The sequence below is a fragment of the Azospira sp. I13 genome, assembly GCF_003112695.1.
Classification (GTDB): Bacteria; Pseudomonadota; Gammaproteobacteria; order Burkholderiales; family Rhodocyclaceae; genus Azospira.
The window spans coordinates 82,812-97,391 of record NZ_BFBP01000010.1 but is presented as its reverse complement, the minus strand read 5'-3'; the positions used below and the strand labels follow the sequence as shown (position 1 = coordinate 97,391).

The following is a 14,580-nucleotide window of genomic DNA, read 5'->3' as shown; positions in this document are numbered from 1 at the left end:
GCGAACAGCCATTTCACGGTCTTCGTTGTGCCAACCCCCTTGAGTCGATTTCGGCCGGATGGCCAGAGGTACCCCGGCTACTTCTCCATAGCTGTATTCGCCGAGCCTTCGGCGCCGACATACACGGCCAGTAGCTTGACGATATTGGTGCCCATATTTACGCCGCGGTGCGGCACATTCATTGCCTCGACCAATGCATCGCCCTGGCGAAATGTTTTCAATCCCTTGTCGCCGTAATCGACGGTAAGTTCGCCTTCCAGAATATAGGCAACCAGCGGTACCGGGTGGCGATGAAAGGCAGCGGAAGTGCCGGGGGCAACCGTCACTACGGCAACGGTGATCTTGGGGGCGCCGGTGGTGGGATATTGAATGTTTTCGCCGACAACGGTCTTGCCCGTGACCAGCAATTCCTGCACGGGGTAGTAGCCTTGGTCATGCGCTAGCGCAGTGGTAGTGAGTGACGCCAGCAGCAAGATGCCGGCCGTCAGGCGCTGAGTGAAATGACGGAATTTTCTACAGTTCCGGCCGGCCATCATGTTGATGGGCATACGCTGCTCCTCTGGCATATCGGGAATGCCAAAAGGGTATCACGGTGCGGAATGTGACCGAGTTTCCCCTGCCTCTGCTGGAGGCGAGTCGCGTGGGGAGCCGCCTGGCGGAAAAACACCTCGCCGCCCCTGAAAAATCCAAGAAATAGCCCGCAAGCCCAATACCCACGCGGCTATCCGTGGAACACCGTATCCCGCTTGCCTCTCCGCGGCAACGTGAGCGAGACCCCCACCCCTATTGCCTCTCCGGGCATCCATGTTTCCATGGTTTTCAGAAAGCGTCTCTTCCCCTATCCACCCCAAACCCTTAGCGTGCCGCCAGGGCGGCCAGTTCGGTGGCGTCGAAGCCTGCGGCTTGCCGGGCTTCGAGGTTGAAGGGGCCGCGCTGGCGGGGAGCGCCGTAGCGGGCGGCCAGGTCGGCCTCCGCGGCCAAAGGCGCCAGGCCCCGTTGCTGGCAGACGTGGCGATACCAGCGGTTGCCCGCGGCCACGTGGCCGATTTCATCCCGCAGGATGATGTCGAGAATCGGCCCGGCGGCAGTTTCGCCAGCCTGGACCAGCTTGTCGTGGATGCCCCGGTTCACGTCCAGCCCCCGGGCTTCCATGGCCCGGGGTACCAGGGCGAGGCGGGCCAGCACGTCGTCCGCCGTTTTCTCCGCCATGTCCCACAGCCCGCGGTGGGCGGGAAAGTCGCCGTAGGTGTAGCCCAGGGTGCGCAGGTGGTCGTTGACCAGGGTGAAGTGGTAGGCCTCTTCCCGGGCGATGCGCAGCCAGTCGCGGTAGAAGTCCTCCGGCAGATTGGGGAAGCGCCAGACGATGTCCAGAGCCAGGTCGATGGCGTTGAACTCGATGTGGGCAATGGCGTGGAGCAGGGCGGCCCGGCCCTCGGCGGTGTGCAGGCTGCGCCGGGGCACCTCGCTGGGCGGCACCAGCACGGGCCGCGCTTCCCGGCCGGGAATGATGCCCTGGGGGGTTAGCACCGCGGCGGTGTCGATGGGTGCGTTCGGGTCCAGGGCTTCCACCGCCGCTACCTTGGCGGGGATGGTATCGATGAGCAGGGCGGCGAGGGCTTGGCGGCGGAGCATGGGGCGGGTAGTGAAAATAAGGGAGGGGGTTGGGCGACCAGCTGGGCGGGAGCGTTGGCGCGGTCGTTTGCCAGCAACGTTTCTCGTCGTGGCCGGATCAATCTCTCCGGCTGAGTACCTGGCCGGCGCCAATGGCCATGCAGATGAGGCCGGGCCAGGCGGTGAGGAAGAAGAGCAGGCCGGGGCCTACCGGGTTGGGGTTCGGGTCGGGCCAGAGGCCGATGGCGGCGAGGAGGACGATACCCCAGAGTGGGGCGCCTCCCAGGATGAACGTCCAGAAGCCGATCTTGAACCAGCGGTTGCTCAGATACTTTTGCATCGCTCGTATTCCTGAATGTGGGGGCTGGTGCAGGGACTGCCCATGCCCGCCGATTGTGCATGGATTGGCGCAGGCGTCTTTCGTGGTGCGTGCCGCGGTGCCAGTCCCAAGGAGTTGGGCACCGAGGTCGTAAGGCGGAAAGGCCCGTCCGACCAGCTTTTCTGCCGCTCGGCGGGCGGGTGGCAACGGTGGCTTTCCCCTGGCATATCCCTTGCTGAACCCTTAAGGCCTACGCAACCACTTGGGGAGAAGCGCCATGAACGGAGATGCCATGATGAAGCGCGAGGACATCGAACGGAGCTTGCGAGTTCTGGAGCACGGCGCCAGGAATACGCTGGCGGCACTGCTGGGGCTGGTCATGCTGTGTGCCGGAGTGGTGGTCTACGCGGTTTGAGCGGCGGCTGCCGGGCGTGGCGGCCTACTTGGCGTACTGCTTGACGTGGCTCCACTGGCGGCGGCTCACCGGCAGCTTTTCCGGCACCTCCTTGAGCAGGGCCAGCCAGTGTTCGCCGCCGTCTTCCCCGTCGCCCTGGCCCCGCTCGAAGCCGGACAGGGCATCCTTGGCCACCAGCACGCTACGGTGCAGGCGGATGAAGCGCTCGGCGAATTCCTGCTCCAGATGGGTGAGGGCCTCGTCCAGCAGGTATTCCCGTTCCCGGGTGCGGGCGGTGACGTATTTGAGATCGGCCTTGAGGTAGAGCACCTCCTGCACCGGCACCAGGAGGATGCGCCCGCGCTCGTGGCAGGAGAAGTGGCGGCGCGGCCCCTGGCCGGCGTCCTGGCGTAGCTTGGTGAGGCGTTCGGTGGTCAGCGGCCCCACCAGGCGGGCCTTTTCCAGGGCGGCCTGGAGGCGGGCGGCGCGCACCGGCTTGAGCAGGTAGTCCACCGCATTGAGGTCGAAGGCCTGGACGGCGTGGGTGTCGTAGGCGGTGGCGAAAATCAGGGCTGGCGGCTGGGGCAGGCCGGCCAGGTGGCGGGCCAGTTCCAGGCCGTCCATCTTCGGCATGCGGATGTCCACCAGGGCCACGTCCGGCCGCAGGTGCTGGATCAGGGCCAGGGCCTCTTCGCCATCGGCGGCCTCGCCCACTACCCGGGTGGGCAGTTCCGCGGCGATGTCCTGCAGCAGCTCCTTGATGCGGGCCCGGGCCGGGGCCTCGTCGTCCACCAGCAGCAGGGTGAGGGCGGGGAGGGCGTCGGTCATGGGGTCTGTCTCCGGAGGGGGAGGGTGATGCGCACCCGGTAGGTGCCCTGGCTGTCGCTGCTTTCCAGCTTGGCTTCCAGGTCGTAGTAGAGATCCAGCCGCTCCCGGATGTTGGCCAGGGCCATGCGGTTGCCGGTATGGTGGCTCTGGCCTTGGGGGCTGGGGTTGGTCAGTTCGATGGTGATGGCGCCGCCCGGGCCGGCGGAGTGGCGGGCGATGGCGATGCGCAGGCAGCCCGGGCCATCGCCGGGTTCAATGCCGTGGTAGACGGCGTTCTCCAGCAAAGGCTGGAGCATGAGGGGGGGCACCAGGGCATCGTCCGGCACGTCGGCCACGGCCCATTCCACTTTCAGCCGTTCGCCCAGACGCAGTTTTTCCAGGCCCAGGTACTGGCGGCAGAGGGCGATTTCGGTGGACAGGGGCGAGAGGTCCCGGGCGTCCCGCATCAGGGCGCGGAAGAGGTCGGCCAGTTCCTCCAGGGCCGTCTCCGCCCGCCGCGGGTCCTGGCGGATGAGGGAAAGCACGGCGTTGAGGCTGTTGAAGAGGAAGTGGGGGCGAATGCGGGCGGTCAGGGCCTGCAACCGGGCCTCGGCCACGGCGGGGGAGAAGGCCCTTGCCCGCAGGCTGAAGTAGAGCAGCAGGGGCAGGGTCAGGGCCACTGCCAGCAGGGCAACCCGTAGGGCCGGACCCCAGCCCCCTTCGGTGAGCCCCATGAAATGCCAGAAATCGAAGAGGAGCAGGGCTTCTGCCGCCACCAGCCCCAGCACCAGCGCCTGGCCGGTGAGGGGCCGCAGGTGCCACAGCCAGTTGCGGGCCAGGGCCAGGAAGCCGAGGGTGGCAAAGAGCACCGGCTCGGTCCACGCTGCCAGTTCGACAAACTGGCTTGGCCATTCCCCCAGGCGGGGGGCAAGCAGCAGGGCGCCGCCGGCCAGCAGCAGGTTGGCCCCCAGCAACAGGCGCAGCATGACCCCCAGATTGCGGCAATCCGGCAGGGGATGGGCGGCAGGGTTTTGCTTTATACTTGCCAACTTAGGGCGCTTTCCATGCAGTTTTCAGCGACTTTTCCGGCAAATCGGCAGAAAAATGGATTTTTCCCCCGGTCTGCATCACTTTCGCATCAAGTTTCCCACATATCATGACCCAACAGAACTCCTCCTACACCTGGGCTGGCCGTTTCTCCGAACCCATGTCCGATCTGGTCAAGCGTTACACCGCTTCCGTGGATTTCGACCAGCGCCTGTGGCGCCAGGACATCAACGGCTCCCTGGCCCACGCCAAGATGCTGGCCAAGCAGGGCATCATCGCCGCCGCCGACCTGGCCGACATCGAGAAGGGCATGGCCCAGATCGTCGAGGAGATCGAATCCGGCAAGTTCGAATGGTCCCTGGACCTGGAGGACGTACACCTCAACATCGAAAAGCGCCTCACCACCCTGGTGGGCGACGCCGGCAAGCGCCTGCACACCGGCCGCTCCCGCAATGACCAGGTGGCCACCGACATCCGCCTCTGGCTGCGCGACACCATCGACACCATCGTTGAACTGATCAAGGCTTTCCAGGCCGCCCTGCTCGTCCTGGCCGAGAAGGAAGCCGCCACCCCCATGCCCGGCTCCACCCACCTGCAGGTGGCCCAGCCCGTCACCTTCGGCCACCACCTGCTGGCCTACTTCGAGATGACCCAGCGGGACAAGGAACGCTTCCTCGACTGCCGCAAGCGGGTGAACCGCCTGCCCCTGGGTGCCGCCGCCCTGGCCGGCACCACCTACCCCATCGACCGGGAATACGTGGCCGCCCAGCTGGGCTTCGACGGCGTCTGCGAAAACTCCCTGGATGCGGTTTCCGACCGGGATTTCGGCATCGAATTCTGCGCCGCGTCCTCCCTGCTGATGACCCACTTCTCCCGCCTCTCGGAAGAACTGGTGCTGTGGATGAACCCCCGCTTCGGCTACGTCAAGATCGCCGACCGCTTCTGCACCGGCTCTTCCATCATGCCCCAGAAGAAGAACCCGGACGTGCCGGAGCTGGCCCGGGGCAAGACCGGCCGGGTGAACGGCAGCCTGGTCTCCATGCTGACCCTGATGAAGGGCCAGCCCCTGGCCTACAACAAGGATAACCAGGAAGACAAGGAACCCCTGTTCGACACCGCCGACACGGTCATCGACACCCTGCGCATCTTCGCCGACATGATGGGCGGCATCGAGGCCCGGCCCGAGCGCATGCGCGGCGCCCTGGCCGAAGGTTTCGCCACCGCCACCGACCTGGCCGATTACCTGGTGAAGAAGGGCCTGCCCTTCCGCGAAGCCCACGAAGTCGTCGGCGCCGCCGTCAAGGCCGCCGAGACCCAGGGCAAGGATCTGGCCGACCTCACCCTGGCCGAGCTGCAGGCTTTCTCTCCCCTGGTGCAGAGCGACGTGGCCACCTGCCTGACCATCGAGGGCTCCCTGGCCGCCCGCAACCACATCGGCGGCACCGCCCCCGAACAGGTCAAGGCCGCCATCGCCCGGGCCAAGAATCGGCTGTAAATCGGCCGGGTGTAAGCTGTAGCAATGCCATAACGCCTCTCCCGGCCGGGAGAGGCCGGGCCGGCGCCCGACAAAAACTGCAGGCGGAGAGTCCCATGGAAAAGATCGGCAAGTACGACGTGATCCGGGAACTGGGCCGGGGGGCCACCAGCACGGTGTACCTCGGCCACGACTCCTTTGCCGGGCGCCAGGTGGCCATCAAGCTGGCCTTCCCCGAAGTTCTCAAAGACCCCGAACGGGGCAAGCTCTACTCCCACCTCTTCCTCAACGAAGCCTCCCTCGCCGGCAAGCTCAACCATCCCCACATCGTGCAGATTTTCGATGCGGTGGTGGATGAATCCCAGGCCTACATCGTCATGGAGTACGTCTCCGGCGGCACCCTGGAGGATTTCTGCGATCCGGCCCGCCTGCTGCCCGTGGAGCGGGTGGTGGAAATCGTCTTCAAATGCACCCGGGCCCTGGATTTCGCCTTCCGTCTGGGCATCACCCACCGGGACATCAAGCCCGCCAACATTCTCCTGGCCGAATCCGGGGCGGGCGGCTTTTCCGGCGACATCAAGATTTCCGACTTCGGCGCCGCCCTCACCGCCGGGGCGGACCGCACCCAGGTATCCGGTATTGGCTCCCCCGCCTACATGTCGCCCCAGCAGGTCAAGGAACAGCCCCTGGACCACCGCACCGACATTTATTCCCTCGGCGTGGTGATGTACCAGCTGCTCACCGGCCAGCTGCCCTTCCAGGCCAGCAACAACTACAACATGGTGTACCAGATCATCAATCTGGCGCCGACGCCCCCCAGCCAGCTGCGGCCGGGCATTCCTGCCGCCCTCGAGGCCATCGTCCTGAAGGCCATGGCCAAGGACCTGGATGACCGCTACCCGGACTGGGAATCCTTCGCCCACGACCTCGCCCAGGCCGTGCGCAACAAGCAGTTGCAGGCCCGGCAGAACGAGTTTGCCGAGACCGAGAAATTCGACACCCTGCGCGTGCTGCCCTTCTTCGCCGGCTTCTCCGACGTGGAAATCTGGGAGGTGCTGCGCTTCTCCCGCTGGGATCGGGTCACCCCCGGCGACGTGGTCATGCGCGATGGGGAACCGGGGGATTTCTTCTGCTTCCTCGCCGAAGGCGAACTGAAAGTGACCAAGGGCGGCAAAATCCTCAACCTGCTCACCGCCGGCGACTGCTTCGGCGAGATGGCCGTCATCGCCGGCGGCAACAAGACCCGGGGCGCCGACGTCATCGCCCTGACCAGCGCCAAGATCGTCACCGTCAAGGGCGAAGCCCTGCAGAAGGCCTCCGAAACCTGCCGCATGCACTTCTACCAGTCCTTCCTGGAAGTGCTGGCGGGCCGCCTTTCCCTCGCCAACGCCCGTCTGGCGGCCTTCTAGGCCCCGGCGCGGTTGGTGCGTCCACGGCCCGCCGGGCCGTTCCCTGTCATGCCTGCCTGGGGGGGCTGCGGCTGCCGCTGGCTCTGCCGCCATTCCTAGCGCGGTAGCCAGGCGCCCTGGGTGCGGCCGTGGCCCGTTTCCTGGTCGTACTGCAACTCCTCCCGCTTCGCCTCTTCGATCAGGGCCGAGCCCCGTTGGTTGGCCGTGGCCGACAGCAGTTCGCAGCTGCTCATGGTGGGCAGGTTCTGAATGGCCTGGTCGATGCGGCGGGCTGCGTTGCGCCCCACCTGCACATGGCCCAGCTCATGGCGGCGCAGGGGTTCCAGATAGGCGGCGAACTGGCGCTCGACCTGGGGATCGGCGGTGCTCAGGCGGGGCAGGGTGATGACTGATTCCAGACGGGTGTTGACGGAGGTGATGGTGCAGCGGCCCTGGGTATCGAAGCGCCAGCGGTAATCCCAGCGCACATTCCAGCGTGTGTGGCCATGGAAGACTTCACCGTTCTGGCGGATCGTCGTCGCCCCGTTGATGGCCGCCAGCAGGCTCTGGCCGGGCCGATGGGCCACGGCGTAATGCTGGTAGCTCAGCTGTTCGCTGACCTCGGCCCGGGCCGGCGCACAGCACAGCGTGGGGAGCGCAAATGGCAGAACATATGGCAGCAAGCCTCGCATCGACTCTCCCTCGGGAAGAAATGGACCAAGTGGAAGTGGCCAGCTTACGGCCCCTCGGGGAAGACTGTCCATGGGGCGACGCCGCGGGCTACTATCGCTGCCTGATGAGTGCTGGTGGCGAGTCCGGGAGTAAGTCATGGGGTATTACCCATGATCTGTCGTTGCGCTACCCCACGCCACCCGCAAACGTCTTTCGCCCGGTTGCCGAGGGGCCGAGATGTGGCCGGTATGCGGCCGCTGAGGCGGCCGTTGCCCTATCGTTTCAACCGTTGTTTGAACCTATCTCACCGATTGCCGAGAACTCCCTCCATGCGCTGCAAACTTCTGGCCTACATTCTTTTGGCCCTCCTTCCCTGCGGCGCCCATGCTGCGTCACCCCAGGAGCAGATCAAGCTCGGCGTTCGCTTCGTGGTCGATAACTTTGGCCCGCAAAGCGGCCTGGCCAATTTTGGCTGCAACGCCGAGTCGATGGCTTACCTCGATAGTTTCATCACCCGCCAGAATGCCGTCATCAAGAAGGATGCCCAGACCACCGAGCGCTTCGTCAGCCTTTTCGGTTCCTTCCTGGGGGAGTGCATCGTTTTCTCTTACCGTGGTGCCTGGGTGGTCCGGGACGAAGGCATCCATGTCGAGGTTCGTACCGGTGACATGGTCAACATCCTGCAGCCTTTCCAGAAGGTCGCCAGGCGTATCGAGCTCGGAGGGCAGGACAGCCTCCTGGTCTATTACCGCGATACCTTGCCTGCTGCGCTGGGCCAGAAAACGCCCGCCAAGTAGGGCGTCAGCCCCATCGCGTTCGGGGCAGACCAGAGGGGGAATCAACGACCCGTGCTGGTCGTAACCCCCATTCATGCCGTTTCCCGCAACAGGGCCCCGTCCGGGGTGGCCGGACAGCCTTACTTCTCCTCGTGCTCGTGTTCCCCATCCACCGGCCACAGGCCGTGGCTGTCCAGGTACACCCGGTAGCGGCTTTCCAGAGCGTCGAGGCGGCTCTGGTTGGCGGCCAGGCGGGCGTCGTTGGCCTGGCGCTGGGCGGTGAGCAGTTCGGCAATGCCGGCTTCTCCCAGCTGGTAGGCCCGGGCCATCAGGGTGGCGGCCTGTTCGATGCGCCGGGCGGCCTCTTCGGCCAGGCGCCAGGACTCGTAGGCAGCCTGGGCGCTGGCCAGCAGGGCGGCGGCTTCGGCGTTGATGCGGGCCAGGGTGGCGGCCTCGCGGCTGGCGGCGGCGCTGGCGTAGGCCGCATCGCGGCGGGCGGTGGCGCTGCGCAGGGTACCGGAGAAGGGGATGGAAATGCTTACGCCGGCCAGCCGCTCCTCCCCCCCCTTGTCGGAGCCGATGTGCACCCCCAGGGTCGGGTCTGGCAGCCGGTCGGCGTCGGCCCGGTGGGCCACCAGCCGGGCCTGCTGGCTTTCGGCCCGGGCCAGCATCAGTTCATGGTTGTGTTCCAGCAGGTGCTCGCGCCACTCCAGGGTTTCCAGGGGCTGGGGCTCGCCGGGGGCCACCTGGCGCGGCAGGGGCAGGCCGGGGAAGCGGGCGGCCAGGTCGACTTCGGCCACCTGCCGGCGCAGGCGGGCCTGCTCCAGGGCGGCCTGGGCCTGGGCGGCGGCGGCTTCGGCCTGCATCAGTTCCAGGCGCGGGGCATCCCCCAGCTGTACGCGGCGGGCCGTGACCTGGCGCTGGCGGGCCAGGGATTCGCTCTGGCGCTGCCATTGGGCGGCATTTTCCTGTTCCCGCAGCCAGAGGAACCAGGTGCGCAGCAGGAGGCGGCCGGTTTCGTGGAGGGCATCCCCCAGGGCGGCCTGGGCCATGGTTTCGCCGTTGGCGCCGAGTTGCTCGTCGAGGGCGGCCTTGCCGGGCAGGCGGATGCCCCGCTCGATGCCGCCGCTCCATTCCCGGTAGCGTTCGTTGGGGGCGCCGTTGACGCCATTGACGTTGCGCCGCTGACTGCCGACCCGGGCGGTCCATTCATAGGGGCCGGCTTCCAGGCGTTTGCGGTTCTCCCCTTCGGCCGCCAGCATGGATTCCGCGGCCCGGGCCTGGGGGGCGCTGCGGATGGCGGTGATGGCCGCCTCCCGGGGCGGCAGGTCGGCCGGGTAGGCCAGGGGCGGGGGTTCGGCAGCCTGCAGGGCAAGGGAGAGGGAAAGGCCCCAGGTCAGACCGGCCAGGGGAGCGAGTTTCGACAGGGCGCCCATTACAGTCTCCCGGATTGCAGGACCGGCGCGGTCCAGTAGTAGATGTCGGCGCCGCCGAACTGCAGCCGCAGTTCCCGCAGCAGGTCGTGCACGTGGGGGCCGGCCATGAGGGCCTGGATGCGCAGGCGGCGAGCCCGCCCGCGCACGTGTTCGGCGGCATTGCCGTAGGCCACGTCGCCGCCGTGGGCATCCACCGGGCGGGAGGTGAAATGGCCTACGGTGTCGCCGCGGTCGAGCAGGAAGTCGATCACCGGATCTTCCAGGGTGGGGTGGATGACCAGGGTCAGGCAGGTATCCACGGGCCGTTGGGCGGGGGTCATGGACGTTCTCCCGGGGCGATGCCGAAGCGGCGGTAGAGGATGGGCAGCAGCAGCAGGGTCAGCAGGGTGGAACTGAGCAGGCCGCCAATGACGACGATGGCCAGGGGCTTCTGGATCTCCGAGCCGGGGCCGGTGGCGAAGAGCAGAGGCACCAGGCCGAAGGCGGCGATGGAGGCCGTCATCAGCACCGGGCGCAGCCGCCGCTTGGCGCCTTCCCGCACCACCTGTTCCAGGGCCAGGCCCTGGGTACGCAGCTGGTTGAAGTAGGTGAGCATCACCACCCCGTTGAGCACGGCAATACCCAGCAGGGCGATGAAGCCGACGGAGGCGGGCACCGAAAGATACTGGCCGGAAAGCAGCAGGGCGAAGATGCCGCCCACCAGGGCGAAGGGGATCATGGCCAGCACCAGGCCGGCCTGGCGCAGGGAGCCGAAGGTGGAAAAGAGCAGCATGAAGATCAGGCCCAAGGCCACCGGCACCACCAGCATCAGGCGCTGGGCGGCCCGCTGCTGGTTTTCGAACTGGCCGCCCCAGACAATGCGGTAGCCCTGGGGCAGTTTCAGCTGCTGGGTCACCTTGGCCTGGGCTTCCTCGACAAAGCCCACCAGGTCCCGGTCCCGCACGTTGGACTGGATCACCACGTAACGCTGGGCGTTTTCCCGGTCCACCTTGACCGGCCCTTCCACCCGTTCGATCCTGGCGACCTGGGAGAGGGGCACGGTGCGGGCAGAGGTGTTGCTGCCGCCCTCGCCCGGCAGGGTCAGGCGCAGGTCGGCAAAGCGCTCGACGCTGGTCTTGGTGTCCGGGCCGCCGCGCAGGATCACCGGAGTGCGCCGGCCGGGCTCCACCACCAGACCGGCGGGCAGGCCTTCCACCAGGGCTTTCAGGGCGTTCTGCACGTCTTCGATGGGCAGGCCCAGGCGGCCGGCGGCGAGGCGGTCGATCTCCACCTTGAGGTACTGCACCCCTTCGTTCTTCAGGGTGAACACGTCTTCCGAGCCCTTGATGCCCTTGAGCAGGGTGACGATCTCGTCGGCGGCGTGGTTGAGTTCGTTGAGGTCACTACCGAAGACCTTCACGGCGATGTCGCCGCGCACGCCGGTGAGCATTTCCGAAACCCGCATGTCGATGGGCTGGGTGAAGGTGTAGGCGATGCCGGGGAAGTCTTCCATGACCTGGCGCAGCTGGTCTGCCAGCCAGTCCTTGTCGGCCTGGCGCCATTCGTTGATGGGCTTCAAGACGAGGAAGGTGTCGGTCTGGTTGAGGCCCATGGGGTCCAGGCCCAGCTCGTCGGCGCCGACCCGGGCGATGATGTTCTTCACCTCCGGCACCCGTTCCAGGATGGCCCGCTGCACCCGCTGGTCCGCCTCCACCGTCTCTTCCAGACTGATGGAGGGCAGCTTTTCCAGCTGGATGATGAGGTCGCCCTCGTCCATGGTGGGCAGGAAGGTCTTGCCGAGCAGGGTGTAGGCGCCGATGGCCAGCAGCAGCAAGGCGGTGGCGCCGAGGATCACCTGGCGGGTGTGGGAAAGGGCCCAGTCCAGGGCCGGGGCGTAGGCGGCGTTGAGCTTTTTCACCAGCCAGGCCTCGTGGTGGCCGCCCCGCTGCATGAGCATGGAGGCCAGGGCCGGAATCACGGTGAGGGCCAGCACCAGGGAGGAAATCAGGGCGAAGACGATGGTCAGGGCCACTGGGATGAAGAGCTTGCCCTCCAGCCCTTCCAGGGTCAGCAGGGGCACGAAGACGATGACGATGATGGCGATGCCGGAGGCCACCGGCACCGTCACCTCCCGCACCGAGCGGTAGATGACGTGCAGCAGGGGCAGGCGGGCGGAGGTATGGGGGCTGGAGAGGTGGCTCTCCACGTTTTCCACGATCACCACCGCCGCATCCACCAGCATGCCGATGGCGATGGCCAGGCCGCCCAGGCTCATGAGGTTGGCGGAGAGGCCGAAGTACTGCATGAGGATGAAGGTGAGCAGGGCCGAGAGGGGCAGGATCACCGACACCACCAAGGCCGCCCGCAGGTTGCCGAGGAAGGCCAGGAGCAGGATCACCACCAGGACGATGGCTTCCATGAGGGCCTTGGAGACGGTGCCCACGGCCCGCTCCACCAGGTGGCCCCGGTCGTAGAAGGGCTCGATGCTCACGCCTTCGGGCAGGGTGGCCTGGATCTCGGCCAGCTTGGCCTTCACCTGGTCCACCACCTGTTGGGCGTTGGCGCCCCGCAGGCCCAGCACCAGGCCTTCCACCGCCTCGCCCTGGCCGTCCTTGGTGACGGCACCGTAGCGGGTGAGGGCGCCAAAGCGCACTTCGGCCACGTCGCCCACCCGCACCGGGTTGTGACCCCGCTCGGCGATGACGATGGCGCGCAGGTCGTCCAGGCTGCGCACGGCGCCTTCGACGCGCACCAGCAGAGTTTCCTCGCCCTCGGTGAGGCGGCCGGCGCCGTCGTTGCGGTTGTTACCTTCCAGGGCCTGGCGCAGTTCATTGAGGCTGACACCCCGGGCGTTGAGGGCCGCCGCATCGGGCACCACCTCGAAGGCCTTGGCGTGGCCGCCCAGGCTGTTCACGTCGGCGACGCCGCGCAGGGTGCGCAGCTGGGGGCGGATGGTCCAGTCCAGGATGGTTCGCTTCTCCTCCAGGGAGAGGGGGCCTTCCACGGTGAACATGAACATTTCGGAGAGGGGCGTGGTGATGGGGGCCAGGCCGCCGCTGGCGCCGGGGGGCAGCTCGACGCCGCCGAGGCGCTCGGCCACCTGCTGGCGGGCCCAGTAGATGTCGGTGCCGTCCTCGAAGTCGATGGTGAGGTCGGCAATGGCGTATTTGGAGGTGGTGCGCAGGATGCGCTGCTTGGGGATGCCCAGCATCTCCTGCTCGATGGGCACCACGATGCGGGCCTCCACCTCTTCCGGGGTCATGCCCGGGGCCTTCATGATGATTTTCACCTGGGTGGTGGAAACGTCGGGGAAGGCGTCGATGGGCAGATTGTGGAAGGCCAGGGCCCCGGCGCCGATGAGCAGGGCCGTCAGCACCAGCATCAGGAGGCGCTGGGCCAGGGAGAATTCAACCAGGCGGGAAAACATCAGTGGCTGCTCCCGGCGTCGCTAGCGGTGGCGCTTGAAGCCGCGCTTGATGCCGTACTCCAGGCTGATTTCAAGGCGCTGACACCTTTCACCGCCACCACCGCATCGGGGGCCAGGGCGGCGCCGCTCACCAGCACGTCGTTGCCGGCGTTGCCCGCCACTGTCACCGGCGTGGCCTGGAAGCCGGGCTTGGCGCCGGCGGTCTGCACGAAGACCCAGGCCTGGCCGGCCTGGCGCACCACGGCGGCCTGGGGCACCCGGTAGGTCTTGCCGTTCTTGGCGTCATTGCCGGCCGAGGGCGCCACCTCGATGGCCGCCTCCACCATCTGACCCGGGCGCAGGGCGTCGAGACCCCCATCCATGCGGGCCCGCAGGGTGATGGTCTGGCTGCCGGCGCTGATCTGGCGGCCCACGTTGATGAGCTTGCCGCTGGCCTCGCTGCCCGCCACCTTCACTGTGGCCCCTTCCTTGAGGCCGGTGCTGAGGGCCGCCGGGGCCTGAATTTCCAGCCACAGGGGCTTCAACTGGGCGACGGTGAACAGGGCGGTGGCCGCTTCCACCCGGCTGCCCACGGCGGCGTTGGCTTCCAGCACCACGCCATCCAGGGGGGCGCTTACTGCCACTTCCGGGGTGAGATTGCCGCCGCCGGCGGGAGCGCCGGCAATGCGCAGTTCCGCCTGCAGTTCCCGCGCCGCCACCGCCGCCTGTTCGTGGCTGGCCCGGCTGCTCTGGTAGCGGGCCTCGGCAATGATGCCTTCCTTGAACAGCTGTTCGTCCCGGGCCAGGCTGCGCTGGGCCAGGTCGGCCTGCTGCCTGGCCTGCAGGTAGTCCCGCTGCACCTGCAAGAGGCCCGGGCTGGCCAGGCGGGCCAGCATCTGGCCCTTCTTCACCGTCTGCCCGGCCACGGCGCCCACCTGGGTGAGCAGGCCGGCCAGGGGCGCGGCCACCACCCGCATCTGCTCCACCGGCACCACCACCCTGGCCGGCAGGCCGGCGGCGCTGCCCGCATCGGCCGGGGCCAGGGGCCGGGTTTCCACCCCCAGGGCCTTGGCCTGGGGAGCGGCCAGGGCAATGAAACCCGTGGGCTCGGCAGCCCGGGCGGGCAGGGATAGGGGGATGGCCAGGGCGGCGAAGGCGAGGGCAAGGGCAGCGGCAACGGGCGAAAGGCGACGGTTCATGGCGGCACTCTGAGTCAGTTTGGCCGTTACCTTAGCGGATGAATCTTAAGAGGGTCTTAAGGCGGCGGCGAT

At 67.3% G+C, this 14,580-nt stretch carries 14 protein-coding genes; 4 read left to right on the top strand and 10 right to left on the bottom strand.

All coding sequences use genetic code 11. The features are described from left to right. Positions 1-77: 77 nt before the first annotated feature. The 3 genes from AZSI13_RS09235 to AZSI13_RS09225 form a co-directional block, all read right to left on the bottom strand. Positions 78-548 (bottom strand): cupin domain-containing protein, encoded by a 471-nt coding sequence (locus AZSI13_RS09235; RefSeq protein ID WP_201262347.1) that lies wholly within the window; start codon positions 546-548, stop codon positions 78-80. A gap of 307 nt (positions 549-855) precedes the next feature. Then, a complete protein-coding gene (locus tag AZSI13_RS09230) occupies positions 856-1,632 on the bottom strand; it encodes a ferritin-like domain-containing protein (RefSeq protein ID WP_109040882.1) in 777 nt (258 codons plus the stop codon). A gap of 97 nt (positions 1,633-1,729) precedes the next feature. Then, positions 1,730-1,951 carry a hypothetical protein gene (locus tag AZSI13_RS09225; RefSeq protein WP_109040881.1) on the bottom strand — a complete coding sequence of 74 codons (222 nt, stop codon included), beginning with the start codon at positions 1,949-1,951 and terminating at the stop codon, positions 1,730-1,732. A 271-nt stretch (positions 1,952-2,222) separates the two neighbouring features. Between AZSI13_RS09225 and AZSI13_RS18190 the strand changes: the two genes are divergently transcribed. Next, positions 2,223-2,345, top strand: coding sequence for a hypothetical protein (locus AZSI13_RS18190; protein WP_268807523.1), 123 nt, complete (start codon positions 2,223-2,225; stop codon positions 2,343-2,345). A gap of 24 nt (positions 2,346-2,369) precedes the next feature. Here the strand turns inward: AZSI13_RS18190 and AZSI13_RS09220 are convergent, their stop codons facing one another. Then, positions 2,370-3,152, bottom strand: a complete 783-nt coding sequence (locus AZSI13_RS09220; protein WP_109040880.1) for a LytTR family DNA-binding domain-containing protein — start codon at positions 3,150-3,152, stop codon at positions 2,370-2,372. After that, complete coding sequence (locus tag AZSI13_RS09215; RefSeq protein ID WP_109040879.1) at positions 3,149-4,117, bottom strand: sensor histidine kinase; 969 nt, start codon at positions 4,115-4,117, stop codon at positions 3,149-3,151. Before AZSI13_RS09215 ends, AZSI13_RS09220 begins: the two co-directional genes overlap by 4 nt. 170 nt (positions 4,118-4,287) lie before the next feature. Here AZSI13_RS09215 and argH point away from each other — a divergent pair, with 170 nt between their 5' ends. Next, a complete protein-coding gene (argH, locus tag AZSI13_RS09210; protein WP_109040878.1) occupies positions 4,288-5,673 on the top strand; it encodes an argininosuccinate lyase in 1,386 nt (461 codons plus the stop codon). A 95-nt stretch (positions 5,674-5,768) separates the two neighbouring features. Continuing rightward, a complete protein-coding gene (locus AZSI13_RS09205; protein ID WP_109040877.1) occupies positions 5,769-7,061 on the top strand; it encodes a protein kinase in 1,293 nt (430 codons plus the stop codon). Between the two features lie 95 nt (positions 7,062-7,156). Here the strand turns inward: AZSI13_RS09205 and AZSI13_RS09200 are convergent, their stop codons facing one another. Then, on the bottom strand, positions 7,157-7,723 hold the full coding sequence (locus AZSI13_RS09200; RefSeq protein WP_165833429.1) for a DUF922 domain-containing Zn-dependent protease: 567 nt from the start codon (positions 7,721-7,723) through the stop codon (positions 7,157-7,159). Positions 7,724-8,041: 318 nt separating this feature from the next. Between AZSI13_RS09200 and AZSI13_RS09195 the strand changes: the two genes are divergently transcribed. After that, positions 8,042-8,509 carry a hypothetical protein gene (locus tag AZSI13_RS09195; protein WP_109040875.1) on the top strand — a complete coding sequence of 156 codons (468 nt, stop codon included), beginning with the start codon at positions 8,042-8,044 and terminating at the stop codon, positions 8,507-8,509. A gap of 119 nt (positions 8,510-8,628) precedes the next feature. Here AZSI13_RS09195 and AZSI13_RS09190 read toward each other — a convergent pair whose 3' ends face one another. Genes AZSI13_RS09190 through AZSI13_RS09175 form a run of 4 tightly spaced genes read right to left on the bottom strand, consistent with a single transcriptional unit; the run spans position 8,629 to position 14,508 of the window. After that, entirely contained in the window at positions 8,629-9,924 is a 1,296-nt protein-coding gene (locus AZSI13_RS09190) for a TolC family protein (RefSeq protein WP_109040874.1), read from the bottom strand. Beyond that, a complete protein-coding gene (locus AZSI13_RS09185) occupies positions 9,924-10,244 on the bottom strand; it encodes a DUF3240 family protein (RefSeq protein WP_109040873.1) in 321 nt (106 codons plus the stop codon). The genes AZSI13_RS09190 and AZSI13_RS09185 overlap by 1 nt, the downstream gene beginning before the upstream one ends. Beyond that, positions 10,241-13,330 (bottom strand): efflux RND transporter permease subunit, encoded by a 3,090-nt coding sequence (locus AZSI13_RS09180; RefSeq protein WP_109040872.1) that lies wholly within the window; start codon positions 13,328-13,330, stop codon positions 10,241-10,243. The genes AZSI13_RS09185 and AZSI13_RS09180 overlap by 4 nt, the downstream gene beginning before the upstream one ends. Then, entirely contained in the window at positions 13,330-14,508 is a 1,179-nt protein-coding gene (locus AZSI13_RS09175; protein WP_109040871.1) for an efflux RND transporter periplasmic adaptor subunit, read from the bottom strand. The genes AZSI13_RS09180 and AZSI13_RS09175 overlap by 1 nt, the downstream gene beginning before the upstream one ends. Positions 14,509-14,580: the final 72 nt, after the last annotated feature.